Source organism: Bifidobacterium bohemicum DSM 22767, from assembly GCF_000741525.1.
Taxonomy (GTDB): Bacteria; Actinomycetota; Actinomycetes; order Actinomycetales; family Bifidobacteriaceae; genus Bifidobacterium; species Bifidobacterium bohemicum.
In genome coordinates, this window is sequence record NZ_JGYP01000001.1 from 332,989 (window position 1) to 358,572 (window position 25,584).

Genomic DNA, 25,584 nt, shown 5'->3' on the forward strand with positions numbered 1-25,584 from the left:
CAAGGCAAACCACACGGCATGCACGAAACCAACAACCGTTAAGGTCGGACCGACAGGGTGCAGGCAACCATGGAGTCAGTGATGCCCTCACCCTGCGAAAATGGTTCGCCGAACGATTCAGTCCGCGTATTTGGCGGGATCCTTGGCGAAGTTCTCGGCACAACCGGCACTGCAGAAGTAGTAGGTCCTCCCGTTGTGCTCCTGGCTACCGGCGGCCGACTCCGGGTCGATGGTCATCCCGCACACCGGGTCTTTGACCTTGTTGCCGTTGTTCATATCCATATCCATAGTGGTTCCTTTCGTTGATTGACCATATTTGGCTGGCGCATCCGAAGATGCGCCAACGGATGATACCGACCGTGCTTGCGTGGTCTGCACTGAGTCTGGCTCGGCAGGAAGGGATTCTGCGGGCGATGGGTCGCCTTCCTGTGGGGATTGTGCGTCAAGCTCGACATGCCGTTCATGCCGCTTGAACCTGACTCTGCGAGGCTTGACGGCGTTAGGGTCAAAAGCGCGCAGACGATTGGCGTTGAGCACGACCGAAAGCGAGGAGAACGCCATGGCCGCACCCGCAATCATGGGGTTGAGCATGACATGCCAGATCGGATAGAGCGCCCCGGCCGCGACCGGGATGCCCAATGCGTTGTAGCCGAAGGCAAAGCCGAGGTTCTGCGATATGTTACGCATGGCCGCACGCGAAAGGTCGACGCTTGAGACGACACCCATGAGCGAGCCGGAGACCAAGGTCACGTCAGCCGATTCGATGGCGACATCGGTGCCGGTGCCGATCGCGAAACCTATGTCGGCTGCCGCGAGCGCCGGAGCGTCGTTGATTCCGTCGCCCACCATCGCGACCATCCTGCCTTCATTTCGCAAGTCAACTATCCGCTCGGCCTTGTGTTCCGGGCGCACGCCCGCAATCACTCGATCGACACCGACCTGTCCGCCCACGGCTTTGGAGGTCGTTTGGTTGTCTCCGGTAAGCATCACGATATTGAGACCCCGTTGTTTGAGTTCTGCGATTGCTTTAGCCGAGTCAGGCTTAACCATATCAGCCACCGCGAGCACCGCGACGGCTGCGCCGTCGACGGCCACGACGACCGGAGTCTTGCCTTCATCGGCAAGCCGGTCAAGCACCTCGGAAGCAGTGAAAATGACACCCGAACCGGTGATGAACGCTTCGTTGCCCACGAGAATCCGCCGCCCTTCGACTTGCGCCGAAAGTCCGGAACCCGCAGTTGCCTGGAACGACGAGGGCTGCCCAATATCGAGGTTACGTTGTTTCGCGGCCTCCATGATGGCCTGAGCAAGAGGATGTTCCGAAAGGCTCTCCGCCGAAGCCACAATTCTCAGTATGTGATTTTCCTTCTCCTGCCGTTTTGCATCGCCATGCCGACCAGAAGGTCCATCGGCGGGATCGAGCATCACCACATCGGTCAGTTCCGGCTTCCCGCGCGTGATGGTGCCGGTCTTGTCCATCACGACCGTATCGATCCTACGAGTGTTCTGCAACGCCTCGGCCGAACGGAACAGAACGCCGAAGCGAGCCGCTTTGCCCGTCGAGATCGTTACGGAGAGCGGCGTCGCGATTCCCAAGGCGCACGGGCAGGCGATCACCAGCACCGCCACCGCCGAGACCAGGCCGTGCACTCCACGAGGCGCGGGCCCTATCAGCCACCAGATAGCAAAAGTCCAGATCGCCACGATAATGACGCCCGGCACAAAAAATCCGGATATTTTATCCGCCAACCGTTGGATGGGAGCCTTGGAGGTCTGCGCAGTACGCACCAGGTCGATAATCTGGGCGAGGACCGTATCCGAACCGACCCTCGTGACCCGATACCGGAACGCGCCTGTGGTGTTGATGGTCGCCCCGGTGACCGTGTCACCCTCATGTTTCGTTACGGGCATGGACTCCCCCGTAATCATTGATTCATCGACGCTGGAGACGCCGGCGACCACCACACCATCCACCGGCAGTTTCTCGCCCGGACGTATCACGACGATATCTCCGGGTTTCACCTTCTCCGCGTCAATCGCTACTTCCGTGCCGTCGCGCACCACACGTGCGGTTCGCGGTTTGAGCCCGATCAACGCCCGGATCGATTCGCCGGTGCCCAGACGCGCACGAGCCTCCAGAAGCTGACCTACGAGCATCAGAGAGATAATGGTTCCGACGGATTCATAATATGGTTCCCTCGCCATCGCGGGTAAAAGCTCCGGCACCGCGGTGACCGCCAGACTGTAGCCGTAGGAAGCGGCGGTGCCAAGCGCCACCAGCGAGTTCATCTCGGGCGAACGATGCACGAGCGCAAGCCAACCGGTTCGATGGATTGGCCAACCGGAATAGAACATGACAGGGGTGATCAATGCCAGCTGAACCCACGGATTGGTCATGAAATCAATGACACCCATCGGCACGAACGTTCTGAGCCACATGCCGAACATCGCAAAGACGAAAACCGGCACCGTGAACACGACCGCCACCACCAACCTGCGAATCAACGCCTTGATCTCACGGCGGCGCTCCGAATCGCCGTCATCATCGGCAAGATTCGCAGTCCTGGCGTTTTGGAGCGCCTCGTCGGTCCTTTTCATCGTTTCAATCATCCGTTCACCTTACATTCGCCGCATCACCGGCCCCGTTCGTCTGCGCGACCATCGAACCGGAACCCTCAGATAGAACCGAATGATGGGCGGGGAGTCGAAATTCTCATCGTTCCATTTATCATTTGAATTTTTATTTTAAAAGCGCTCACAGCTCGAAAGCAACGCCACCAGAAAACCAGTTCACCCTTTGGCCACGACCCGCACCAGGCCGTGCAGCATGTTCATGCCGCACGCGTATGGGATCTCGCCGGGTTTGCTTGGAGTGAACTCGACACTCGTGGTCTGGAAGGCCGGAAGGGTGCGGTCGATGCCCAGATCGCTGAACACCACATGGGACGAGCATTCACCATCCTCCTGGCGATCGAATTCGAGCCGCACGGGCGAGCCGGCCTGAACTTCGACAACCTGCGGGCTGTAGCCTCCCTTGACCACGATATGCGCAACCTGCACGGCTCCTTGGCGGTTCGCCGCAGCAGCTTTACGCGGCGCGAAGAAATACCATACGATCGCCGCCGTGAGCACGACGGCGATGATCACGACCACGATATTGCCCATCACGCAATCCTCCCCTCAACCTCGCATCAATAACGTACAACCTTTTCATCTACCCTACGAACAATACCCCCCTAGGGTATACTGTGTCAAGATGTAACGCTTCAGGTAAAACAAGGAGACAGACGGCACGGCAGCATGCAATACGCCACGAAATGGCTGCCGGGTATCATCCCAACCACGACCGGACTGCCTACGGCACAGCAAATCGGAGGTTTCGAATGGCCAAAAACATCAACAGCCGCAATGGAATAAAGCCCACGCGCAAGAAGTCGGGCACCACTCAGATCGACACCACCGCCGGTCGGCCGCGCTCTGCCGCTTCAGACGTGAACATTCGCCCGCACGGCGGCAACGCACAAACGCAGCGAAACGCGACCGGAACCAAAAACACGGACGGTCTTCACGTTCATGATTCAAGCGATGACCTCACCTGCACCCACGTGGGTTACGTCCACGACAAACGCAAACTCATGGCCCGCATGCGCCGCGTCGAAGGCCAGGTACACGCCATCACCTCGATGATCGAGAGTGACACGTACTGCGTCGACGTGCTCACCCAGATCGCCGCGTCGACCAGCGCCCTCAAATCGGCGGCGCTCATTCTGCTCGAAGACCATCTCAACAGTTGCGTGGCTTGCGCCGCCGCCCAAGGCGGTCCTGTGGCCGACGAAAAAATGGACGAGGCCATCGCCGCCATCACCCGCCTGGTCAAATCCTGAACCATGTCTGTTCGCACATACCGCGCTCGAAACCACCGAATCGTCCATTATATCTATTTCACACGAGGCGTGAGGTCATTTTATTAAAGGAAAATAAATAATGTTCGTAAAAGGGAAAACCAGAATGAAATTAAAAATATATGGCTAGGCTTCAATTCGAGTTGTATAGTTAGTTATTGTCATTGTAATAATCGTGTTTCAGAGTCGAAGGCTTCAATCAATGAATCATTTAGACAGGGCACTAAAATATTCTATTGCAATATCGACCTTGCCTTTCGGCAAATCAGGGTTACTTGAAGAAAGTCAAATTGGAATGGATGCTCTTTCCTTGTGTTTGACAAGTCCATACATTGATTGCGAGGATGAAAAGTTAACGAAAGAATTGGCAGAATTCTTTGAAGCCGAAACGGTCGACAACCAGAATCAAGAGAATATCCTGTGTTTAAATTGGAATGTAAGCACTAGTGTTAAATACAGTCTCACGGGTTCAACGATAAAACTACACGCATTAAAGACCGGAAAATTCGCCAATCTAATAAACATGATGTCTTTCGAAGCAGATGATCGACAAAAATGGTTTTTGCAGAACACACATTCTTTGGGCATTCCATTCATCGACTCAGGCAGACATAAGGTGGGATGGGTAGCAACTATTACCGATAGCGAGGCAGGACACCCAAAGCCTGTAATTGCAGTGTCTTCCAGTTCTCAGAACCCTAAAGCAATAGAGGCAAAGCTTCGTAAAGATAAAAAATGGGATTTTGAAATAGGCGTTGGTGATATGTACGCCGCAGGAGGACAGGATGTACCGAATGATCATTTTATTATCCTCAAGTCCGATCAAAAAAGCAACAATATTCCAGACCGTATTAAATCTAATTCTGGATGTGTTCTCTGCAACGACCAAGAAACAACCGTAGAACATATCACGCCTAGATGGCTAGTCGAACTTTTAAAAGTGAAACCATATACAAGTAGTCTTCTGTGCAAAGAACATAATACAAATCTGTTAGGGGATAATATCGAAATACCCATAAGCAAAGCATATAAAAAGGGAGAACTGCTCAGCCACTGTAATATCGAAAAGTTCAAGTTTTGGTGCGTAAAAACTGCTCTTCTCCTCTCTTACGCTGAGGGAGTTCGAATTCCCGAATCATGGATGCAAGCAATAGGAAAGTTGAAAATACCTGAAAACTTTATAGTTTTTTGTGCGGATAAACCAGCAGAAAACGGAACAGGTTATTCCGCAGGGATAAGTTTTTTCAATGGGGCAAGAACTAAAAAACAATATTATCTCGTTACGTTTATGTGTTCTGGAATACAGTTTTGCGTTATCCACTTACCAAAAGACAAACAAACAGAAAGCTTGAAGGAATCAATCTTACAATACATAAGTGCATCTGGATTTGTCGAAGAAGTTCAATTACACCTAGGACTAATGGAAAGAATGACCGGAAACCCAATGAAATTTGATGCGACCAACAAAGTTGCCACGACTTCTTTCACATCTAGGCAATGAGCAAAACTCACCAATGAGAACCCTAATAGTTAATTCATAGGCCATTCTGGATAGGTCCTTCAACTTGTCTAGATTTTCAACCATTTGTTTGCCGATAATGAAAAGTAAGCCTCCATGGGCTTTCAAGGCCGGTCCATACGTTGCAGATGGGGGTGTCGTTGTCTCGGCCGAAGGCGAGGTAGCCGGTTGAAGGTTTGGGCCGGTTGCGACTGGATGTCCGAGAGCGATATATCCAACCCTTTAGCATCCTTGGCGAAGTATTGCCTTAGTTTCTCAGTGCGATCCGGGCTGTCGGTGACGTAGTCGGCAAGTGCCTTGGGCGCTATCCGCTCGCACACCTGCTCAGGCTCCAGGACTGGGACGGCATGGCTCTTCTTTCTGTATTCGGTTTTCGGCATATCGATACCGATGGTCTGGGAGGCCGGACGTGTCTCCTGTTGGCGGATGCCGGCAGGCCAAAGGCATCGCAAGCAGGCCCACAACGATAATCGTGCCAAGCGCAGCCAGCGCCAGTTTTCGTTTCCTGTCGAACATTCTCTTGTTCCCCTCGTATGTCTCAATGGATGAAGCTGATGCCGTCGCCCATGGCTTTGAGTTGTTGCGGGCTGATGGTTTCGATGACGACGGCCATCCATCCGGTGCCTGACTGACTGATGATGATGGACCCGTCGTCCTCGACCTCCTCGACCACGGCCACACGCCCGTAGACGGGGTCGGTGCCGTGCACGCCCGCCTCGAAGCACATCACGTCGCCGGGCCTCGGGCTGCGGGAGACCGGGTAACCGAGTTTGGCGGCGCTGTCGTTCCATTGGGCACCGTTGCCCATGTAGGGGTCGACGGGTCTGCCGATCTGCCGGCGGCGGATGAAGGCCCACCAGGTGCATTGGAATCTCTCGTATGTGACTGATGACTGGTCGGTGCCGGTGGCCTCCACGTTGACGTGGCGGCCGTCCGAGTTCAACACCAGCAGCGGACTGAGCCTGCCGATGTTGCAGCTCTGTCCTCCGCCAATTATGCGATGTTCGTTCTCAAGGCATTTCCACATGTTTCGCGGGGTGCTGGTTATTTTGAGGCTACCCTCGCCGACGTTGTGCGCGATGATCAACGCGTCCCCGTCGCCGAGTTGCGCGCCAGCTCCATACTGAACATGACCGCCAGCACGACAGCCGTCAACGGCTTCACCGCCGTCTGGTGGATGTTCAGGGCAGTCTGATAGAGGCCGCTGTTCCACGCCTCCGGACTCGATAACAGCAGGCTCGAGGCAAGGTTGCCGACCCCTCCGCCGACGACGGCGTTGAGCATGCCGACGACGAGGTCCTGCAACGCGGACATATCAGAGGGCGACCGTCTTGAAGATCGCCGCAGCCGCGCAAATCAGGCACCGCCCAGAATCTGCCACATGCCCGACTTCATGTCGGGACCGTTCTGGTCCTTCAGCGCGCCGCCGAACGTGATTGCGCCCCACACGGCCCACAGGCCGCCGCCGATGATGGCGAACTTACTGAACAACTCCAATATCTGCGGCAACTGCGTCACAGCCACACCCCTTACAAAAGCAAGAAAATCGGCCACGCGGACGCGCAGCCGGATATCAGTCTCTACCCCTCAGAGTGGAATATAGGCGGACGCAAAATGTTTTTCAAAACTATACTTACGCTATTGTTGCAGGCAGGATGAATTTAAGTGTTTGATAATCTTTTTCGAAAAGAATCGTAAAATTAAAATATACTGCCACATAATCGTATTGCAAAAGGAGCATCATGCAATTGCTTTCAGAGTCTAAAATAAGCGAACTTCTACTGCTACCAATCAGCACAAATCAAGCAAGAACATGTAGCATAAAAAATAATCAACTGCTTACTTCTTACAAATGTGATGTGACATCTGGTAATCACGATCCTGATATGTCCGATATAGCGATGAAGTTTTATCTAGCGCTATGGCCTGATTACATTAACATTATTATATAGGAAATTCTAAAAAAATTAATTTCGATAAATCCTTTATAGACGTCTGCGGCGATACGATAAACTCCTTTAATGCAATCGCCACTAATGCAAGCAAAGAATTGAAAGACAACGACAACTTTTACATTGCCCCTGCAAACAAGCGAAGTTCACAAGATAAGCGTGAGTGGCCACCCTATTTAAGAGAATATTATGCTTTTTATCATTGCCTTGCGAATTTTTGGATAGCTCCAAAAGGAATAGGCCACGGCTGGCACCCTCACCACAGACAATGCGATATAAACCGAGGCAGATTTACCGGTCTACAGGATTATATTGATGCTTATTTACAAAAAATCTATGGCTTCTTTTGTCTTAATCAAAAAAATAATTTCCAATGTAAATACGATCCAGACAATAAGCACAGAACGTTTTACGAACAATTTGGCGATGAGCAAAAAGGATGGGACACATTCATTAACGTTTTCTGCCTAGAACCATATCTTTCCAGTACAGTAAAGAACGAGTTCATCCGTCTAAGCATAATGAACGCTGAAACTTTTTGTGTAATCGTAAAGACATTAATTCAACAGAGAGCAGTTCTTTTAGCAGAAAAGTATCAGACTGAACTATCAATACTTTTTTCATCTCTGAAAACAGTGGACCAATAGATATTCATAGGTGGCGCACAAGTAAGCTACGCTTAATGCGCACCACCTAAATTCAATACTATTTATTACGTTTTCTAACCCAAACGGTATCCAACCCTATGGCAGTGTCTGGTAGTTTGCGCAAATTGGGTTTTCGGATTTGATAGGGGGCGTGGCCCCTTGCCTGTGTGCGATTTTCAATCGCCAGATCAAATAATCGCTGATTGGAGAGCGGGTTGGGACCATGCCCGACAGCAGAATCATACAGGTCGACGAGTCCAAGTTCGAGACCGAGCTCGGCCGGCTCGTCTCCTCGAAGGTCGAGGAGATCCTCAATGCGATACTCGACGCGGAGCCCGACCAGGCCGCCGGCGCCGCGCGCTACGAGCGCAAGACAGGTAGGAAGGAAGGTCTATATCGCGCGGGCCATTACGAAAGGAGCCTGATAGTGAAGGCCGGCAGCATGACCGTCAGGGTGCCCAAGCTCAAGAGGGGCTTTGTTCGAGTCGGTCGTCATCCAGCGCTACCGGACGCGCGAGTCGAGCGTCGAGGAGGCGCTCATGGAGATGCACTTCAGTGGGGGTGTCGACCCCGGGTCGACGACATCAGCCAGGCGCTCTGGGGCGAGCGGGTGCCGCCCCAGACACTCTCGGACGATCTGAAGAGGGTCTACGGGGGCATCGACGCATGGCGGAACATGCCGTTGGAACGGGCCTTCCCGTACGTGTTCATGGACGGGATATGGCCGGAACGCAGCTGGGGCGGGGGCATCGAGAACGTGTCCGTCCTGGTCGCCATCGGCGTCGGCGAAGACGGTCGCCGCGAGACCGTCGGCATAGCCGAGGGCATGAAGGAGGATTCTGCCAGCTGGGAATCGTTCATCCGCTCGATGCTCGACTGCGGGCTGGCCGGCGTCAGGCTCGTCATAGGCGACCGCAACCCGGGTCTGGCGCGCGCCGTCGGCGAGCTGCTCCCCCGCAGGCCCGCTACCAACGGTGCATGGTCCACTTCGAACGCAACGTCCTAACCAAGGTGCCCCACCGGAAGAGCAAGCAGGTGGTGGCCATGCTCAAGGCCGTGTTTGCCATAAGAGGACCGCGGAAAGACACTGGCCAAGGCCGAATCGGTCGCCGTGGAGCTGGACGGCATGAAACTGAAGGAGGCCGCCGGATACCTGTGCGAGGGCATCGGAGAGACCACGACCCATCAGCTGCCGGAATTCCCCATGGAACACTGGAAGCTGATTCGCACCAACGACATGATCGAACGCCTCAACAGGGAGATACGCCGCAGGACCCGGGTCGTCGGCCAGTTCCTCGACGGGAAGAGCACCCTCATGCCCGTCACCGCGAGGATCCGCCACGTCACCCAAAGCTGGCCAGACCGCAGATACCTCGACATGTCCCTACCCGAACCGAAAACCGAAAAAACGGTAGAAACACCGCACGAAGGCAATCAAGGCTGAAAACCAGAAGTGCACAACAAGCCTGACATTATCAAAAATCGCAACACCATATTTTCCGTCAGCATAATATAATAAATAACTTATACTGTGATAAGAATAACATTTTGTTATTTTTTTATTCGAAAGGAGGCGATTATGGAAAAGTCGTCTGAAATCCTAAACAGTTTGCAGGCCAACGAGAATGTCATCGACCTCGAAGACCAAGACGATCTGTGGTATTTCATCAAGGGCGGTGGCAACTGGATTATGGGCTCTTGATCAACAACCGCTAGCCTAGGTGGGACAAAATGACATACATCCCACCTCGGGCTTCCCAAAGTAACAGAATATATGGAATCGGCTATCATTATGACATCAATTTGCCTTACCTTCAGTTCTAAATGCAACATCTCGTGCGCTCATTGTTGCTTTAGCTGTGGCCCTCACTCAGAAGACCACTTATCAGAAGAGCAAAGTGTAAAAATCGTAGATGATGCGATTGCAAATGCTCATGTCAATTCGATAGGATTCTCAGGCGGAGAGGCTTTGCTTCATCGAAATCTTCTATTAAGCCTGATGAAAAGAGCATCGGAGGGAAATCTGAAGACCACCCTCGTATCGAACGGTTTCTGGGGACATTCTGTTGCAAACGCCCAGAATATATTGACCTTGTTAAAGAATGCAGGATTATCGACACTGACGCTGAGTTTTGATGAATTCCACGAAAAGTTCATCCCCACACAAAGAATAATCAACATCCTCCAAGCTAATAAATATATAGGGATTCCCTGCCACATAAGCATGGCTGTCACAAAGGACCATACCGGCGAAGAACTAATCCACGATTTAGGCGAGGCTGGTTTCACCATACCAATCACCAGATTCCCAGTCGTTCCCGTAGGAGCCGCCGCACAATTACCGAAAGAAAATATCTATTCACACTACGACGCCAACGATCCTTTAATCTGTCCTGGCCTACAAATTACATATCATTTCAACGGTGACGTCTATCCCTGCTGCTCACCAGCCGTATTCCACACCTGCCTAAGCATAGGTGAAGTGAGCAATACGCCAACCCACACCGCCTTGGAGAGGGTTTCCAGAAACAAACTATTTGCCCTCATGCAAAGAATAGGTCTACGAGGCATAGCAGAAATATGTAAAGAGCATGGCATAGGACCTGATCTGACCAAGGTACCCGTTGTTGACCCGTGCGATCTTTGCCGGAAGATATTTGCCAATTCCAAGACTTTAGAAGCATTACTTCCCTATATCGATCAAGCCTACAGGAAGACGTTGCCAGACAAAGTCCAGTCATGAAATCATCTTTAGAAGAATATTACTCCGATGATGACGTCGAAATACTCAAAACTGGCAGCACAGCGGTCATCAGAAACAAAAGCAACAATCACTATTTCCAAGTACAAGTCGACTCATTACCGACTAATATTATTTGGGCCCCCGTAGTGCCACATATCAAAAGAACAATATTCATTGCTTATACTGTCATATGGATTATTGCCTTCGCATATCTTCTTTACCAGTACATAAACTCTTATAAGTCGTCGCTATCTCAACTAGTAAAACCCGTAGGCCTGTTATTATTTTTTGGCTATAGCCTAGTGAGTGTAGTATGCCATGAGTATTCTCACATACTAGCCTTGAAATACTGCAAGGCGAATATAGATAAAGTGGGAATGAAGATGAATTATGGTGTTTTCCCAGCATTCTATGTCAGGATGAACAAAGTTTACCTTTTACCCAAGCGTGATCGTATAGTCGTCCATTCTGCTGGGCTCTTCGCTAATGTTTGCCTTGGTGCAGGCACAATCTTGATTAATAATATTTTTTTCCAAAATGCTGTTTTGTTCTCAGCAGTTAACATCTTTACGTATGGCATCATATGGAATTTACTGCCTATACTGAAATCCGACGGACAAAAGATTCTATTCACTATCCTTGGAGAGGCGCAACCTAGGCATGTTCATGACTACGGTAAAGTCGCACAGATCATAAACGTTGTAAGCTGGTTTGTGGCGATCTATTCCGCGTCAATGTTGGTGTTCGATATTTGGAGGCATTTCGTATGAATATGAAACGCGTAGCCACCCAAGGGAAAGTCTATTTCACTGATTTTTCAGTCAAATACGGGAAACGGACGGTTCTGGACGTGCCTGCGGACGGGTTCGAGCTCAGCGGGCAGACCATAGGGCTTTTCGGACCGAACGGAGCGGGTAAGACGACGATGATCAGGACGTTGGCGGGACTGATCAACCGGTTCGGCGGCACGGTCGGCGCCCCAAGCCCGGATGCCATATCGTATGTGCCGGATGAGCCGTACCTCTACCCGTTCCTCGACATCAAGCAATGCGTGAATCTTTTCGCCAACCGATATCCGGACTTCAATCAGGAGAAGTCCCTGAGCCTTGTCCGCGAATTGAACCTGCCTCTTGACAGGCCGCTGTCCTCCTTTTCCAAAGGCCAGACCGAGCAAGCCCATCTGATACTGAGTCTTTCCAGGGGATGCCCCTTGTACGTGCTGGATGAGCCGTTGGCATCGGTGGACCCGTTTACCAGGGACAAACTGCTCTCGATCATCCAGAAATCCACCAGCAAAAACTCGACCGTATTGATGAGCACCCACATCATCGCCGAGATAGAGGGGATATTCTCCCACGTAATCATGATCAACAACGGACGCATCATCGCGAATGACTCCGTGGAACAGTTCAAAAAAGAATCCGACACGCTGGAACGGGCGTTCAAAGACAGAATGGCGAGATAATGACGAAACGGCCGACAATGAGAATGCTGCTCAACGAGACGAAAATCCAGGCACGCAAGTACCTGCACTTCAGCGCGGCTCTGTTGGCCATGCTGCTGCTGTGCGATGCCGTCAGCGTCATATTCCGCTCGACGCCCGCAGTCGTGAGCATCGCTGGAATGATACGCATCATCGCATGGTGCTTCACGATATGCTATTTCGCATTCGAATTGTTTCGATACGGAAACGGGGCCAACGACTATCTGCTCCTGACATTGCCAAGCAGAAAAACCAACGGCCTCACCCTCAAGGCGGTGACGTTCTTCTGCATCCTCCTCGTATTCACCCTGTTGGAATGCCCATTCACCGCGTACACGCTGTCCACGCACCTCACCGGAGCCGACGTGGCGAAAGTCATCGCCTACGACAGGGCGTCCCGCCTGCTGGGAATCATAGCCTTCCTCCTCATCTTCATGGTCGTCTCCTATCTCTCATTCCTTTTCAGGAACGTCGTCGTATCGGCGATCTTCACGTTCGGGATCTACCTCTCCGTGACCATCGCAGAAGGCTGCATGGTCCTCCTGCCAAGACTGCTCCACCAAACCGCACTGACCTGGGCCATCGGCTACAACTCCGACTTCGCGGGTGCAAGCCAATTCATCAACATCTTTCCGATCATGGTCTGGAACAACCAGAAGACCGGAAGCTTACAAGCCCTAGGAACGATATCCGGTACGGCCATCATCGCGAACCTCCTGCTAATCGCGGTTTTCTACTTCATTTGGAAACTCGTAAGCTCACACATCCCGATGAACTACATAAAATAACCTACTTGTACGCATACATCTATGGCTCAGCTATGAAGCGGCATTCAGTGTGTCCCCTCTTGCCCGCTTTCCGATTCTCATCTTGACCACAATCGAAAATACACTATCTAAGATTTCCGGGTCAATCAATACATTGTAGACAGCGGCGTCTTGTTGACGACCTTAGGTGCGGAGGCGATTCGGCGGGCTGATCATTGTCGCTTCCATGTTTATCGGTTTTGGTTTATTGATGATAACCGATTGAATCGGAATGGAGGGAGGGGCAAACAACAAGTTGGACGGGAGTGCGGCTTCATGATTTGGCATAGTAGAACAGAAGGCCATCACGCACAGTCCGGTCACAATGATTACTCCAGTACCATCAGCAGTTTCTTGCGTTTCCTGTCAACAAGCTTCCTCTTCCCCTCTCTCCCGTGTATTTAGTGGATGAAGCTGATGCCGTCGCCCATGGATTGGAGTTGTTGCTGGCTGATGGTTTCGGTGACGACGGCCATCCATCCGGTGCCAGACCGGCTGATGAGAACCGACCCGTCGTCCTTAACCTGCTCGACGACGGCCACATGCCCGTAGACGGGGTCGGTGTCATGCACTCCCGCCTCGAAGCACATCACGTCGCCGGGCCTGGGGCTGCGGGAGACCGGGTAGCCGAGTTTGGCGGCGGTGTCGTTCCATTGGGCGCCGTCGCCCATGTACGGGTCGACGGGTTTGCCGATCTGCCGGTGGCTCACCAGGTGCATTGGAATCTCTCGTATGTGACTGATGACTGGTCGGTGCCGGTGGCTTCGACGTTGACGTGGCGGCCGTCCGAGTTCAACACCAGCAGCGGACTGAGCCTGCCGACGGCCGCTTCTGCGGACGGTTATGGGCTGCGCCCCCTGGAATCTATTTGAAACGAATCGCGGAGACCTTGTCGAGGTACCTGCGACGGCGTTCGGGCGAGGAGCCGGTGACCCCGCCGAAATTGACCCACCTGCGCCCCTTCATCCCGAGCTGTTTGAGGGTGCCATCGACAAACACGCGTTTGATGCCGTCACCGGCCATGACCCTCAGCCAGATGGTGGGCGAGGTCGAGGTCGTGAACACGTAGGTGTGGCGTATGTTGCCCAGCTCGCCGTGGATGCCGGTGGGGGTGACGGTGTGGCTCAACCCCTCGCCCTCCTTCATGACCTTGTCGATGAAGCCTTTGAGCATTCCAGGTACGCTGTTCCACCAGACCGGCGTGACGAACACAATGCCGTCGGCCGAGCGGACCATGTCGAGGTATCTCCCGACCAGCGGGTCGTGGGTCCCGCCGGTGTGGAAAAGCCGCAGCTCCTCCCTGTCGTAGACGGGGTTGAATCCTTCGGCGTAGAGGTCGATGAGCCGCGTCGAATGCCCCCGGCTTTCCAACGCTTCGAGGACTCGTCCAAGAATGGCGTGGTTGAAGCTCTTCTCGTAGGGATGGCAGTACACGACGACATAGTTACTCATATGTGTTCCTTCCGGTTTGTTGCTGGTCGATGGCGTTCGTATTCGAAGATGGCGGCGGAGATCATATTCCGAAACGGATTCAATGACGTCGGGCACCCAGAAAATCCCGCAACGTAATCACGAGCGATCGCTCGTCGTATGCGACGGTTCCATGACGCACCAGCAGGCTGTAGCCCTGTATGAACGACCAGACCTGAGTGAGTAGAAGGTCCGGGTCACCGGCGTGCTCATACTGGAGGCAGGCCTGTTCGACGATCGCACGTATCCGGGAGAGGAACAGTGGTGGCGTACCGCCGTATCCGCTTTTCGCCGCCTTGGCGTACAAGGGCCCATAGAAGAAGAAATCAACCAGGTTCGGGTCCGTCCGCGTCAACGAGAGCAGTTCCACGCCGACATGCAGAAGAGCGTCGAACGCGTCCGCACCACCCCCGTCCTCCGGAACCACGCGCCGGGCGAGATCCTCGGAGACCACGTAGCCCGCCCGGACCAGCAGATCCTCCTTGTCGGGGAAATGACGGTACAGGCAGCCCGTGGTCAGCCCAGCGGACGAGGCGATGTCACGCAGGGAGATATTCATGTACCCGTTCCGCTCGATGGCCTTGACCGTCTCCGCCAGCAAGCGCCGCTCCGAATCCGCCGCCGAATGCACCATATTCCTCCCCTGCATAAAGATAACGCTGTTATCTTACCACCGAAGATAACAGCGTTATCAGGCGCGTTTCGTCTATCCCGCATGACCGTTCACGGAAAGACCGGACGATTCAACGCACGACTACGGCACACAACAGCTCGGTCCACCCATTCGGTCCTGCCGTCGTCGAATCGACCCGTCTTACAACCCGCAAGGCAAGCCAAAGCCGTTCCCATCACGACAGAAGAGCGGCAGCGATGGGCCAACGCATATGGCACCGCCCGTGGCGGCCTACGAGCCGGCATGCACGCTTCCGTCGGCCATGGGCGCCCATCCATTTCACGTTCACGCAACGGATAACCGCACGACCGATGCGACACCTCTTATGACGGGGCCGGCAACGCTACCGACAGCGCCATCCGGCGAGGACATGCAAGCAATCGTCACCAATCGTTACCGACTCGATTTGTTCCAGTTTTGGCGATACCCTGAAACTCCAGTGTTTCCAAGGGTTTTCAGTCGGGGCGACAGGATTTGAACCTGCGACATCCTGCTCCCAAAGCAGGCGCGCTACCAAACTGCGCTACGCCCCGATGTGCCGTTCTGCTTCATAAACAACGGCACGGTATATCAGTATAACGCATGGGGGCAGACGACTCGCTACAATGGCGTAGGTCATTGCATATACGAAAGGAACTGCCATGGGGTTGCATCAGCGCACCGAAACCGCAGGCATCCTTTCATTCCTCGTTTGCGCAGCCGCCGGAGCCGGTGCGATGAGCCTCGCAGGCACGCTGCTCTCCGCGGCATGGAAAATCAGTCTGCGCAGACTTCTTGTGGCGTCTGTTATCATCGCCGCATGCGGCACCATCTCGTTTATTCTCGGCTATGCGCATCCGTCACAGAACCCGCAAAACACGAGACTCCGTTGGCTCTCACGTATCCGCAGACTGGCCGAAACGCTTGCACTGGCGACGGTGTATGCATCCACGATTTTCCTGACATCGTATGCCGCACTCTACATCGTCAATGCGGTTATGGGGCCGCTGTTTCTTGACTATCTGACCGCCATCTGCGCGGGTCTTTCCGGCATCGCAGGGTACGTAACGCTGGTGCAGGCCGAGATGATGGACGCGAAAACGCTGGCCAGTCTGCTGCCGGTTTTCGTCATAGCCGGAGTGAGTGTCGCGGGACTGACCACCGACGACCAGAACTGGTACACCAACAATTTCTCGCAACTGGGCGATCGCACAACATTCGCAGCCAAAATGTTCAACTCCACCGCGATTCTGACCGGCATCTGCATTATCATCATCAGCTATTTCTGTGTCTCCGAGCTCATCACCACCTACCGTCAACGCGTCGAATGGCGCCAGAACCAAGGCCCTTTGCAAGGCGGACACACCATCAAGCACTACAAACTGCGCCTGACAGTGCTTTCCCTATTGCTTACGCTCGCCGGAATGGGATTCATGGGGGTGGGCACATTCCATTACACCCCGCACCCGATGCTGCACAACGGCTCGGCACAAGGACTGACCGCCGCAGCTGCGATACTGTTGATCGCGCTGCCTTGGATCGCCCCACAGCTCTCGATTTCGATTTATGCAGCTGGCTATCTGGCCGTTGCAGTCTGCTCGGTTGAAATGCGGCAATGGTTGACCGGGCATAGCACCATGACGAACGCCGAAGCCCTGGCCGCGATGTGCTTCCTTGGCTGGTTCATCATGTTTTCACGTCAGATCGCATCCATTGAATCCGACCGTATCGCCGAACAAATCGTGCGTACGGCCAACGAAGAAGCCGGACTCGCCGCTGCGACAAGCCTCGCGTCAGGCGGTTCGATGAACACCGCGGATGCGGTCAGCGCAGCCGGGGCGGTTACGGATTTGGCGGGGATGACCACCGTCAACATCCCCGCGCATACGGTGGACGCGGTCAAACCAACGAGGGGAAGACGAATCCACTCCCGCATCACACCGTCCGCATGAACAATGATCGCAGAGGCACGGGGTCGCACACAGTCGTCAGTTTTAGGCACACATACCGGGCCGAAACCTTACAATCGCGGGACAGTGATCCATATTTTGCAACGTAAGCGGAACACGACGGAACACTTTACGAAATCAGACCGGCTCGAAGGCGACGCAACTGTTCATACTGCAACGCGATGATCACTTGTGCCCCTTTGAATTCAAGCGCCGCGAGCTCATCCCAATTCACCCACGCCGACTGCACATGCTCATCAGGGTCGAAATGTCGCTCACCACGCCGCCACTGCCCCATGCGCACGGCCATGATGTTCGAACATTCCGAGCTCATGCCTTCGGAAAGGTAGCAGCTGGCGATGGTTTCAAAATCGAACGGATGGTCTTCGACCGGCTCAATACCGGTCTCCTCACGAAGTTCACGCAGAGCTGCGACCTCGATATTCTCGTCGCCGTCAATGAGCCCTGCAGGCAGGCCATAGACGAAACCGCCCGACCCCACACGATATTCGCGCTCGATAAGATACAAGTCGTGGACGGTATCATGCGACAGCATCACGACCGAACCCGCATGGCGCACCACCTGTCTGCGAATGACCACCTGATCGGAAGACTGACCGTGCGAGCCGAAACCATTTCCACCATTACCTTCAACTACGTCGTTTGGCCGAGGGGCAGCCTCCAAACCGCCGTGCTCGGTGGCTTCGATACCCTGTTCGCCATATTGAGCCGAACTCCCATCCAAGTCAAGCTTCTCACGGTTAAGGGCGATTCGCATATCGTCGACATGAAAAATGGCGCCCTGATACACCGTCTGACTTGAAAGAACGGTCGGCTCGGCGTCCATGTCGATGCCGTCCGAAGTCTGCCGTAACCGCTGATTGACCTTATGACGAACCTCAGCATTATTGTTCGAGTTCTGCCTATTTTGAATCACGGTATCCACCCTTTCACCTTCCAACCACCAACGACCGGCACCTTCAGCGACTCAGATGCCGACAGCACCAGTGCACGTTCCGGCGTGAACGAGACTCCTCAACCTTCCGACGGCACACCACCAATGCCGCGACCTACAACGATTAAAGAAACGCCAGGCCACACGCCTTCTCAATCCCGACCAAGCACCAGCAGCCACGGGTCGGTGCTTTCCGTCAGTCTTACAACATCGGGACGATAGCCGGTGACTCGTTCAATGGCCGCCGGCACGTCCTGAGCGGCGTAGTCAAACCACATCGATTCTATGGCCGAGTGCGGAGTGTTGATCAGGGCCGGGCGCATCACGTCAGCCGCCCCTACTGATTCGACTCGATTCTGTGCACCAATCCCAACATAATGGCCCGAACCGGCCGCCTCAACACAAGCCGTTCCGCTGAAAACGTCAAACTTGCCAGAAGCATTAGCATCATCGGAATCAAATTCGACGTCGGCATCATCCCGCCGCTCCGTCATTTTGCCGACATCCACACCGGCACGACGCAACGCCGCCTCGTGACGGGCCTGTTCCAACGCATCCGTGGCCGGATGATGCCGCAAATCACTGGTTACGTATACATCAGCATCGGCGGCTCGCACCTGATCGAATTCGGAGTCCCCAGAACCCGGCAAAATGGCCACTTTCGTCACCAACGCCTCGAGGTCACCCGCCACCTCAATGCCATATTCGGTTTTCGGTACGACGTCAGCCACATGTTGTGCGAACGCCCTCAACGTCATGGGTTCGGCCAAGTAACCGACGCGTCCGATACCAATCTGCATGCCGTTCTGCTGCCCAGTGACCACCAAAGGCCGTTCCTCGACAAGTCCGAAAGCATCGGCCGCCGCCTGACCGACCCCACGGAAGGCCGCGTCCGCGTTGGTATGTCCAACCCACAATGCGCAATGCCCCCGGTACAATTTGCCCACAATCGCACCGTGCACGCCGAAACCGCTGACTTCATGCACCGAGCGGAACAACAACGGGTGATGACAGACGATAAGATCCGCCCCGGCTTCAAGAGCACGATCGATCGTCGCCATCGTGGGATCGACCGCGAAAACGATACGACGGACCGGGTCGGTGGGATCACCCACAATCAACCCCGGATGATCCCAACTTTCAGCGTATTGCAGTGGATAGAGCGTCTGTAAAACCCTTACGACTTCAGCCAGAGTCGGCGCTTTCGCATCAGCCGACAGGAGGGCGCGCTCCCTTGGATGCTCCGATTCGCCATATGAAGCAGTTACCATGACATCCTCCTTGTTTGATAACAACGCAATCATGCCTGTTCGCCACTCTAAAAACAATACAGGCACAATGTTATCGTCCACGTAGTGCGCTCGGTGGATCCAGCGAATCAAACAGCCACCCGGTGCGACAGCGCTCCGCCTTCCCTATCAGTGCGCGGCATCCTGCCAGTTCGCGCCCTCCCCGATCGAGACGCTGAGCGGCACCGCAAGGTCGACGGCGTGTTCCATGGCATCACGAACCAGTTCGCCGGCGGATTCGCTCTCTCCCGGAGCGATTTCGAGTACCAGTTCGTCATGGATCTGCAGAATGACGCGACTGTTCAGACCGGCCTGCCGCAACGCATGATCGGTGCGGATCATGGCGATCTTCATAATGTCCGCCGCAGTACCCTGAATCGGCGCGTTAAGAGCCCCTCGTTCGGCGGCTTCACGTCGCACTCGGTTGGTCGATTTCAGGTCACGGAAGTACCGCCTGCGGCCGAACAGCGTCTCCGTGTATCCCTTTTGCTTTGCGGTTGCGACCAGGGATTCAAGATAGTCATGCACCTTGCCGAAAGTGGCGAAGTACTTGTCTTTCAACACGTCGGCCTCGGCCGGACTGATTTTGAGCTGCTGGGACAGTCCATACGTGCTCAGCCCGTAGGCCAGGCCGTAGCTCATCGCCTTGACATGACTGCGTTGATCGGCGGAAATCTGATCGATTGGCAGTCCGTACACCAGGCTTGCCACGTATTTGTGGAAGTCTGTGCCTGATTTGAATGCTTCGATCAGGGTCTCATCGCCCGAAAGGTCGGCCATAATGCGCAACTCGACCTGGGAATAGTCGCAACTCAGTAGCGACTGGTAGCCTGGACCGGCCACAAAAGCCGAACGTATTTCACGACCTGTCGCGTTTCGATTGGGAATATTCTGCAAATTCGGGTCTACTGAGCTCAGACGTCCCGTCGCGGCCACGGTCTGTTCAAAAGTTGTGTGGATACGCATGTCATGTCGATTGACCGAATCCAACAAGGTCTGCACGATCTGCTTGAGCTTATTGGTCTCGCGATGCTGGAGCAAAGCGCCGAGGAAATCGCTCGCCTGCTGATTGTTCGCATATTTGACGTACAGACTTTGCAGTGTCGCGGCATTGGTGGTGTATGAGCCGTTTTTGGTCCTTTTGGATGGCTTGAGTCCCATTTCGTCAAACAGCACCTGCTGAAGCTGCTTGGGACTTTGCAGATTGACCTGATGACCGGCCGCCTCGAATGCGATGTTCTGTGCCTGATCCGCCTCCGCCGAGAATTGGTTGAGCAGACCGGTAAGACGTTCGATGTCGACTCTCGCCCCGGCGTCTTCGATACCGCTCAGAACACGCGAAACGGGAAGTTCAATCGAACGCAACAACCCGAACTGCTGTCTCTGATCAATCAGAGGAGCAAGATATGCTGCCAGAGCCGCAAGCGTCGCGACCTGTCGCCCGCACAACACGCTTTTGTCATGCTTCTCCGAGGATTCCGTTTCGCCGGCACCGTCGAAATCCAATTCACCCTGAACGTTCTTCGGCTGTTCGGAGAAATCCAGATTGAGGAAGTGGGAAGCGGCCTTTTCAATATTTTCGGCATGGAAGTCGGGGTGCACCAGGTATCCAGCCAGTTTGACGTCGAACAGCGGGCTTGCCATGCGTATGCCCACCGTTGCAAGCATGTGAAGCTGCTCCTTGTAGCCGAACACGACCATTGACCCATGGTAACGATCGATCAGCATCTGAAGCTCACGCGCCACGGAAGAAGAATCATCCGCATCCGAACCCTTTGTTTTACCCAACAGTGACGCCTCGATCATGGCAGCCTGATCGCCCGCCAACACCGTGACGGTTTCGAGTTTCGATGCTCCGGGTTTGGAACTGCCTGAGGCATGAAGCGCCCACGAATGCCCGACATCCTCATGGCATTGCGCATTCTGATCAACCAGCTCCGGGCCAGTCTTGCCTTCGACAATCAGCTGTTCAACAAGTTCGTCCGGACCGGGACCACCCGCCGCGTCACCGCCATTCGAACCGTCGACAGGGCCGAAGCCGGAAACGATATGCTCATCAACCCAATGATGGAAATCGTCGGCGCTTTGGATGCTCTCAACATTTACGCTCGCGATCTCCGGCTCGTTGTTGCTTTCCGAGGCCACCTCAGCCCCGAACTTCGGTATCACTCCGCCGTTAAACGCCTTGAGGATCTTATTTTTAGTCCTGACACCGAATTCCAGTTCGGCAAATATCTTGTCGACTGCCGCAAGATCGGGATTCCCCAACACGAGGTCCTTCATTTGCACGCCCAGATCCAAGTCCCGCAATACCGCGTTGACTTTTCTATTCAGGCGCACCTGATCGATGTTGTCGCGCAGCGACTGCCCCTTTTTGCCGGGCAGTTCATCAGCATGTTCGAGCACGCCTTCCAAGCTGCCGTATTGATTGATCCATTTGGCGGCGAACCCGTCACCGACCCCCGGCACACCCGGAATATTGTCGGCGGTCTCGCCCCGCATCGCCGCCAAATCCGGGTATTGCTGCGGGGTCACATGGTACTTTTCAAACACGGATTCGGGTGTCATATGCTTCAAATCCTTGAAGTGACGCCCCGGGTACAGCACGGTAACATCGTCGTCAATCAGTTGAAAGGCATCGCGATCACCGGAAAGCACCAGCGTGCGATACCCGGCATCCTCCCCCATTTTTGCCATAGTGCCGATGATGTCGTCGCCTTCGTACCCTTTCATTTCGACGTATTTGACGCCGAGAGCCGTCAAAAGCCGCTGAATGATGGGTAGTTGTGTGAGCAGATCCTCGGGCGCGGCATCCCTGGTGCCTTTATATTGAGGCAGCATCTTATTGCGGAATGTCCCACCTGACATATCGAATGCCACGGCGATGTGATCGGGTTTTTCATCCTCAATAACCTGCACGAGCATGGTGGCAAAGCCCCACACCGCGTTCGTCGGCTGACCTGCATTGGTGGTGAAGTTATCAACAGGTAGTCCGAAAAAGGCACGAAAGGCCAGCGAGTGTCCGTCCACCACCAGTAATGTTCCATTGGCTTTCCCACCCCGGCCGTTCTCTTGTTCAGACCCTCTGTCTTCGGCTTCGCTCATTGCATCTCCCCACGTACTGCCATCCCGCACCGTAGTGCCTGGCACTCGTTACTGCTTCACCCAGTATCCCAACCACGCTCTACAACCGGTAAGTCATACTGTCGAACCAAATACAAAACCGTCCGTATCCCGCGAACTCGCTGGGATACGGACGGTCTATCGTTTCGCCTCTTAGCGCTCGATGCCAGATTCTGGCTTTGGATCGCCATATTTGGCGATAATTGCCATAGCGAGACGCTTCTTCGGGATTCGCTGATCCATGGAGGTCTTCTGAATCCAACGGAACGCACCCTGCTCGGAGAAGTCCGCCTTATCCATCAACAAGCCCTTCGCACGGTCGACCAGCTTACGTTCCTCGAGCGAGTCCTCGGCCTTCTTAAGCTTTTGCTCAGCCTCTTTGAGTTTGCTTTCAGCTTCCTTGAGCCTCCCTTCGCTGCGCTCTACGCTATCCAGCAAATCGTTGATCTCGGCAAAACGACCCATGGCCACTTCGAGAGCAGGCAAAAGCTTGGATTCCTCGTAGGGCTTGGTGACATAGGCCATAGCGCCCGCACCTGTGGCCTGCCTGACCAAATCAGTCTGAGAATAAGCGGTGAGCATCACAACAGGTGCTATGTTCTCGTCGCAAATGGTGCCGGCGGCCGTGATGCCGTCCATACGAGGCATCTTGACGTCCATGCACACCACATCCGGACGGAACTTACGCGTCAGCTCAACCGCTTCCTCGCCGTTCGCGGCCTCACCGACCACTTTGTATCCGTTGTCTTCAAGCATGGCGACAAGATCCATACGATTCACCGATTCGTCTTCGGCCACCACAACCGTGCGCTGACGTGGCTTGCCGTCATCTTCATGCTTGGTGGCCTCAGTCGAAGCGACTTCACCCTGTGCAGCCGCCTGCAATTCCTCATTCGTCAATATTTCATCCATAACCATTTTCCGTTCCCACACGCGATTCTTGCTTCTTCAGTCCTTCTTCTATAACAATAGTAACAAGAGGACCGGCAAAAAAGTCTAGCCGCTACATATGAAAGCGGCAAGGGACTCGACGTGCCCTTGGTGGGACTCGAACCCACACTGCACAGATTTTGAGGCTGTTTCCTCTACCAATTGGGATACAAGGGCTTGTATCTTACGACACCTTGAGCGTCGCAACTCTTGATACGATACCACGACCAAACGACCTGACGAGACCCAAGACACACCTTTACAGACGACAAACATCACATTTTCGGATTATGCTATCAGTAAACAACGATTCATATTTGCCTCTTCGAGCCTTTTCGTTTTTTGGTCGGCCGTCGAATGAGTGTCACGAATTGGTTCGAACCGATATCCTCGCCTACAAAACCGCCGAACGGCCTACATCCCGGTATTCATCTGTAACCCTGACACTGGGATCTCATGCTTCCGTCGTTCTATCCGGTTTCGTCACATCGGTGCCAGTGTCTTAAGACGCAAAACCCGCTACAGCTGATGGTCGAAACGGAATAACCGCAATGACCACCATCGTAGCGGGCCCAAACATATCAGAAGGAACTGTCAGTCAGCTCAGTCTTCGTCGCAGGCGCCAACGGTATGAACGTAAATCGAGTCGGTACGACCCGGCTTGTTCTCACCTTGAGCGGAGCTGAGAACAACGATCTTGTCGCCGTTGACAACCTTGCCGGCGTCGCGCAGCAACTTGTCCGTGAACACCATGAGATCATGGCGGCTCTTGTCATGGTAGTTCTCCTCGACGCAGAACGCCTCGGTGCCCCAGCTCAGAGCCAACCAGTGATAGGTGTGCTCATCGTTGGTGATGCCGTAAATCGGCATGGACGGGCGTTCACGCGAGACGCGATGAACCGTGGAACCGGTCAGCGTGTAAGACACGATTGCCTTGGCGTTAACCTTGCTCGCCAGGTCGACGGCAGCCGAAGAAACGGCACCGGTCGAGGACATGTCAAGGTCATTGATACGAGGAATCCGCTCGAAACCGTGCTCGGTGGCATAATTGGAGATACGGGCCATCGTGTTCACTGTCTGGGACGGGTACTTGCCGACCGCAGTCTCATTGGAGGTCATGGTGGCATCCGCTCCATCAAGGATGGCGTTGGCGCAGTCGGAGGCCTCGGCACGGCTCGGCACCGGCGAGTTGACCATGGAGCCCAAGACTTCAGTTGCCACGATAACCGGCTTGGAGTACTGGCGCGCCAGCTCAATGCAACGCTTGGTGACCAGCGGCACCTCCTCGAACGGCATCTCCACGGCCATATCACCACGCGCGACCATGATGCCGTCAAACGCCTTGACGATCTCTTCGATGTTCTCCACGGCCTGCGGCTTTTCAATCTTGGCGATGACGGGGACGCGACGCCCCTCCTCATCCATGATTTCGTGGGCGCGGTCGATGTCGGAGGCAAAACGCACGAACGACATGGCAATCATGTCGGCACCGTTCTGAATCGCCCAACGCAGGTCGGTCTCATCCTTCTCGGTCAACGCCGGCAAGCTCACGGCCACACCCGGCAGGTTGATACCCTTGTGGCTCGAAACCGGACCCGCCACGACAACCTTAGTGTGGACGTTATTGCCTTCGACCTTGGTGACCTCAAGGCGAACCTTGCCGTCATCGATCAGAATGGGATCGCCGACGTGGCAATCCCCCGGCAGACCCTTGAAGGTCGTGGAGGTGATGTGCTCGTCACCCTTGATGTCGTCGGTGGTGATAATGAACTCCTGACCTTCGGTCAGTTGAACCTTATCCTCGCCCTGTTCATTCTCCTTGAACCAACCACAACGAATCTTTGGCCCCTGAAGATCCACCAGAGCCGCAACATTGCGACCGGTGGCCCTAGCTGCCTCGCGCACATTGTGCATCACTTTAAGATGGTCTTCTGGAGTGCCGTGAGAACGATTGAGGCGCGCCACATCCATGCCGTTTTCCACCAGCTTGGTGAGGTTCTCCAGTGATTCGCTCGCTGGTCCGATGGTGTCTACGATCTTTGCCTTGCGCATAAAATCTATCTGCTTCCGTTAAATTGTTACTACTACCATGTACTTCGGTGGCTTGCACCGGTCACAAGACATCAGTTTACTAGCAACACACTACTAAAGAACGGACAACACA

Annotated in this window: 22 protein-coding genes, 2 tRNA genes and 2 pseudogenes; 11 read left to right on the forward strand and 15 right to left on the reverse strand. The window is 54.2% G+C overall.

Going from position 1 to position 25,584, the window contains the following annotated elements; translation table 11 throughout:
* Positions 1-117: 117 nt before the first annotated feature.
* Both BBOH_RS01400 and BBOH_RS08445 read right to left on the reverse strand, forming a co-directional pair.
* Positions 118-2,610: a heavy metal translocating P-type ATPase gene (locus BBOH_RS01400; protein ID WP_074428490.1), complete on the reverse strand. Its 2,493-nt coding sequence runs from the start codon at positions 2,608-2,610 to the stop codon at positions 118-120.
* Positions 2,611-2,790: 180 nt separating this feature from the next.
* Positions 2,791-3,165 (reverse strand): cupredoxin domain-containing protein, encoded by a 375-nt coding sequence (locus BBOH_RS08445; protein WP_074428491.1) that lies wholly within the window; start codon positions 3,163-3,165, stop codon positions 2,791-2,793.
* A gap of 440 nt (positions 3,166-3,605) precedes the next feature.
* Here BBOH_RS08445 and BBOH_RS01405 point away from each other — a divergent pair, with 440 nt between their 5' ends.
* Together BBOH_RS01405 and BBOH_RS01410 are read left to right on the forward strand one after the other, a co-directional pair.
* Positions 3,606-3,884 carry a metal-sensitive transcriptional regulator gene (locus tag BBOH_RS01405; RefSeq protein ID WP_033520685.1) on the forward strand — a complete coding sequence of 93 codons (279 nt, stop codon included), beginning with the start codon at positions 3,606-3,608 and terminating at the stop codon, positions 3,882-3,884.
* A gap of 220 nt (positions 3,885-4,104) precedes the next feature.
* A complete protein-coding gene (locus tag BBOH_RS01410) occupies positions 4,105-5,403 on the forward strand; it encodes a hypothetical protein (protein ID WP_033520347.1) in 1,299 nt (432 codons plus the stop codon).
* A gap of 556 nt (positions 5,404-5,959) precedes the next feature.
* Here BBOH_RS01410 and BBOH_RS01420 read toward each other — a convergent pair.
* From BBOH_RS01420 to BBOH_RS01425, 3 genes and pseudogenes are all read right to left on the reverse strand, one after another.
* Positions 5,960-6,508, reverse strand: coding sequence for a CHAP domain-containing protein (locus BBOH_RS01420; protein WP_052118107.1), 549 nt, complete (start codon positions 6,506-6,508; stop codon positions 5,960-5,962).
* Positions 6,505-6,735 carry a hypothetical protein gene (locus BBOH_RS08160; RefSeq protein ID WP_052118108.1) on the reverse strand — a complete coding sequence of 77 codons (231 nt, stop codon included), beginning with the start codon at positions 6,733-6,735 and terminating at the stop codon, positions 6,505-6,507. Before BBOH_RS08160 ends, BBOH_RS01420 begins: the two co-directional genes overlap by 4 nt.
* A gap of 1 nt (position 6,736) precedes the next feature.
* Positions 6,737-6,939, reverse strand: a pseudogene (locus BBOH_RS01425) (hypothetical protein).
* 532 nt (positions 6,940-7,471) lie between these two features.
* Between BBOH_RS01425 and BBOH_RS08685 the strand changes: the two are divergent.
* From BBOH_RS08685 to BBOH_RS01455, 7 genes and pseudogenes are all read left to right on the forward strand, one after another.
* Positions 7,472-8,020, forward strand: a complete 549-nt coding sequence (locus BBOH_RS08685; protein ID WP_143242346.1) for a hypothetical protein — start codon at positions 7,472-7,474, stop codon at positions 8,018-8,020.
* A 223-nt stretch (positions 8,021-8,243) separates the two neighbouring features.
* A pseudogene (locus tag BBOH_RS09340) lies at positions 8,244-8,903 on the forward strand (transposase); the annotation flags it as partial.
* Between the two features lie 243 nt (positions 8,904-9,146).
* Positions 9,147-9,464 (forward strand): transposase, encoded by a 318-nt coding sequence (locus BBOH_RS09345; RefSeq protein ID WP_044098012.1) that lies wholly within the window; start codon positions 9,147-9,149, stop codon positions 9,462-9,464.
* A 135-nt stretch (positions 9,465-9,599) separates the two neighbouring features.
* The gene (locus BBOH_RS09350) at positions 9,600-9,722 is read left to right on the forward strand and encodes a hypothetical protein (protein ID WP_272945325.1); all 123 of its coding nucleotides are present in this window, start codon (positions 9,600-9,602) and stop codon (positions 9,720-9,722) included.
* A gap of 72 nt (positions 9,723-9,794) precedes the next feature.
* Entirely contained in the window at positions 9,795-10,763 is a 969-nt protein-coding gene (locus tag BBOH_RS01440) for a radical SAM protein (protein ID WP_081930250.1), read from the forward strand.
* Positions 10,764-11,529: 766 nt separating this feature from the next.
* Entirely contained in the window at positions 11,530-12,228 is a 699-nt protein-coding gene (locus BBOH_RS01450) for an ATP-binding cassette domain-containing protein (protein ID WP_081930251.1), read from the forward strand.
* On the forward strand, positions 12,228-13,034 hold the full coding sequence (locus tag BBOH_RS01455; RefSeq protein WP_033520355.1) for a hypothetical protein: 807 nt from the start codon (positions 12,228-12,230) through the stop codon (positions 13,032-13,034). Before BBOH_RS01450 ends, BBOH_RS01455 begins: the two co-directional genes overlap by 1 nt.
* A 419-nt stretch (positions 13,035-13,453) precedes the next feature.
* Here the strand turns inward: BBOH_RS01455 and BBOH_RS01460 are convergent, their stop codons facing one another.
* Positions 13,454-13,762 carry a CHAP domain-containing protein gene (locus BBOH_RS01460; RefSeq protein ID WP_237743099.1) on the reverse strand — a complete coding sequence of 103 codons (309 nt, stop codon included), beginning with the start codon at positions 13,760-13,762 and terminating at the stop codon, positions 13,454-13,456.
* Between the two features lie 24 nt (positions 13,763-13,786).
* Between BBOH_RS01460 and BBOH_RS09160 the strand changes: the two genes are divergently transcribed.
* Positions 13,787-13,924: a hypothetical protein gene (locus BBOH_RS09160; protein WP_237743100.1), complete on the forward strand. Its 138-nt coding sequence runs from the start codon at positions 13,787-13,789 to the stop codon at positions 13,922-13,924.
* Here BBOH_RS09160 and BBOH_RS01465 read toward each other — a convergent pair.
* The 3 genes from BBOH_RS01465 to BBOH_RS01475 form a co-directional block, all read right to left on the reverse strand.
* The gene (locus BBOH_RS01465; RefSeq protein ID WP_033520359.1) at positions 13,917-14,504 is read right to left on the reverse strand and encodes an NAD(P)H-dependent oxidoreductase; all 588 of its coding nucleotides are present in this window, start codon (positions 14,502-14,504) and stop codon (positions 13,917-13,919) included. The genes BBOH_RS09160 and BBOH_RS01465 overlap by 8 nt on opposite strands.
* A gap of 79 nt (positions 14,505-14,583) precedes the next feature.
* The gene (locus BBOH_RS01470) at positions 14,584-15,156 is read right to left on the reverse strand and encodes a TetR/AcrR family transcriptional regulator (protein ID WP_033520361.1); all 573 of its coding nucleotides are present in this window, start codon (positions 15,154-15,156) and stop codon (positions 14,584-14,586) included.
* 498 nt (positions 15,157-15,654) lie between these two features.
* Positions 15,655-15,728, reverse strand: a tRNA-Pro gene (locus BBOH_RS01475).
* A gap of 108 nt (positions 15,729-15,836) precedes the next feature.
* Between BBOH_RS01475 and BBOH_RS01480 the strand changes: the two genes are divergently transcribed.
* The gene (locus BBOH_RS01480; RefSeq protein ID WP_074428493.1) at positions 15,837-17,126 is read left to right on the forward strand and encodes a hypothetical protein; all 1,290 of its coding nucleotides are present in this window, start codon (positions 15,837-15,839) and stop codon (positions 17,124-17,126) included.
* A gap of 127 nt (positions 17,127-17,253) precedes the next feature.
* On the opposite strand, the gene BBOH_RS01485 is transcribed toward BBOH_RS01480, so the two are convergent.
* From BBOH_RS01485 to pyk, 6 genes are all read right to left on the reverse strand, one after another.
* Entirely contained in the window at positions 17,254-18,060 is an 807-nt protein-coding gene (locus BBOH_RS01485) for an NUDIX hydrolase (RefSeq protein WP_143242347.1), read from the reverse strand.
* A 170-nt stretch (positions 18,061-18,230) separates the two neighbouring features.
* A complete protein-coding gene (locus BBOH_RS01490) occupies positions 18,231-19,349 on the reverse strand; it encodes a Nif3-like dinuclear metal center hexameric protein (RefSeq protein WP_074428494.1) in 1,119 nt (372 codons plus the stop codon).
* Positions 19,350-19,496: 147 nt separating this feature from the next.
* A complete protein-coding gene (gene polA, locus BBOH_RS01495) occupies positions 19,497-22,472 on the reverse strand; it encodes a DNA polymerase I (protein ID WP_044098013.1) in 2,976 nt (991 codons plus the stop codon).
* Between the two features lie 171 nt (positions 22,473-22,643).
* The gene (locus BBOH_RS01500; protein WP_033520363.1) at positions 22,644-23,408 is read right to left on the reverse strand and encodes an ANTAR domain-containing response regulator; all 765 of its coding nucleotides are present in this window, start codon (positions 23,406-23,408) and stop codon (positions 22,644-22,646) included.
* 115 nt (positions 23,409-23,523) lie between these two features.
* Positions 23,524-23,597: transfer RNA gene (locus BBOH_RS01505), tRNA-Leu, on the reverse strand.
* 426 nt (positions 23,598-24,023) lie between these two features.
* Positions 24,024-25,472, reverse strand: a complete 1,449-nt coding sequence (pyk, locus tag BBOH_RS01510; RefSeq protein ID WP_033520364.1) for a pyruvate kinase — start codon at positions 25,470-25,472, stop codon at positions 24,024-24,026.
* Positions 25,473-25,584: the final 112 nt, after the last annotated feature.

Excerpts from the sequence above, each read along its gene's own strand:
- BBOH_RS01400 (WP_074428490.1), bottom strand. The coding sequence starts at position 2,610 with ATGATTGAAACGATGAAAAGGACCGACGAGGCGCTCCAAAACGCCAGG.
- BBOH_RS08445 (WP_074428491.1), bottom strand. The coding sequence starts at position 3,165 with ATGGGCAATATCGTGGTCGTGATCATCGCCGTCGTGCTCACGGCGGCG.
- BBOH_RS01410 (WP_033520347.1), top strand. The coding sequence starts at position 4,105 with ATGAATCATTTAGACAGGGCACTAAAATATTCTATTGCAATATCGACC.
- BBOH_RS08160 (WP_052118108.1), bottom strand. The coding sequence starts at position 6,735 with ATGTCCGCGTTGCAGGACCTCGTCGTCGGCATGCTCAACGCCGTCGTC.
- BBOH_RS09345 (WP_044098012.1), top strand. The coding sequence starts at position 9,147 with ATGAAACTGAAGGAGGCCGCCGGATACCTGTGCGAGGGCATCGGAGAG.
- BBOH_RS09350 (WP_272945325.1), top strand. The coding sequence starts at position 9,600 with ATGGAAAAGTCGTCTGAAATCCTAAACAGTTTGCAGGCCAACGAGAAT.
- BBOH_RS01440 (WP_081930250.1), top strand. The coding sequence starts at position 9,795 with ATGGAATCGGCTATCATTATGACATCAATTTGCCTTACCTTCAGTTCT.
- BBOH_RS01450 (WP_081930251.1), top strand. The coding sequence starts at position 11,530 with ATGAATATGAAACGCGTAGCCACCCAAGGGAAAGTCTATTTCACTGAT.
- BBOH_RS01455 (WP_033520355.1), top strand. The coding sequence starts at position 12,228 with ATGACGAAACGGCCGACAATGAGAATGCTGCTCAACGAGACGAAAATC.
- BBOH_RS01465 (WP_033520359.1), bottom strand. The coding sequence starts at position 14,504 with ATGAGTAACTATGTCGTCGTGTACTGCCATCCCTACGAGAAGAGCTTC.
- BBOH_RS01470 (WP_033520361.1), bottom strand. The coding sequence starts at position 15,156 with ATGGTGCATTCGGCGGCGGATTCGGAGCGGCGCTTGCTGGCGGAGACG.
- BBOH_RS01480 (WP_074428493.1), top strand. The coding sequence starts at position 15,837 with ATGGGGTTGCATCAGCGCACCGAAACCGCAGGCATCCTTTCATTCCTC.
- BBOH_RS01490 (WP_074428494.1), bottom strand. The coding sequence starts at position 19,349 with ATGGTAACTGCTTCATATGGCGAATCGGAGCATCCAAGGGAGCGCGCC.
- polA (WP_044098013.1), bottom strand. The coding sequence starts at position 22,472 with ATGAGCGAAGCCGAAGACAGAGGGTCTGAACAAGAGAACGGCCGGGGT.
- BBOH_RS01500 (WP_033520363.1), bottom strand. The coding sequence starts at position 23,408 with ATGGTTATGGATGAAATATTGACGAATGAGGAATTGCAGGCGGCTGCA.
- pyk (WP_033520364.1), bottom strand. The coding sequence starts at position 25,472 with ATGCGCAAGGCAAAGATCGTAGACACCATCGGACCAGCGAGCGAATCA.